The 310-nt window shown below is 75.2% G+C and carries 1 protein-coding gene; it reads right to left on the minus strand.

Annotation, left to right across the window (positions count from 1 at the left end; all coding sequences use genetic code 11):
* The coding region (locus IF01_RS0140940; protein ID WP_030398697.1) for a DEAD/DEAH box helicase at nucleotides 1-310 on the minus strand (310 nt) is incomplete at both ends.

A 310-nucleotide genomic window follows, 5' to 3' on the forward strand; every position in this document is an offset into this window, starting at 1 on the left:
CGCCTCGGTCACCTGCTGCGCCAGCTCCCGGGTGGGCACCAGCACCAGCGCCAGCGGGCGGCGCGGTTCGGCCTTCTGCCCGGCGGTCCTGGCCAGCAGGGCGAGGCCGAACGCGATGGTCTTGCCGGAGCCGGTACGGCCCCGTCCGAGGACGTCCCGGCCGGCCAGCGAGTTCGGCAGCGTGGCGGCCTGGATCGGGAACGGGGCGGTGACGCCCTGGCGGGTCAGCACCGCGAGCAGTGCCTTCGGCATCTCCAGCTCGTCGAACGCCTCGACGGCCGGCAGCGACGGGGTGGTGCTCACCGGCATC

The sequence above is a fragment of the Kitasatospora purpeofusca genome (assembly GCF_000718025.1).
Classification (GTDB): Bacteria; Actinomycetota; Actinomycetes; order Streptomycetales; family Streptomycetaceae; genus Kitasatospora; species Kitasatospora purpeofusca.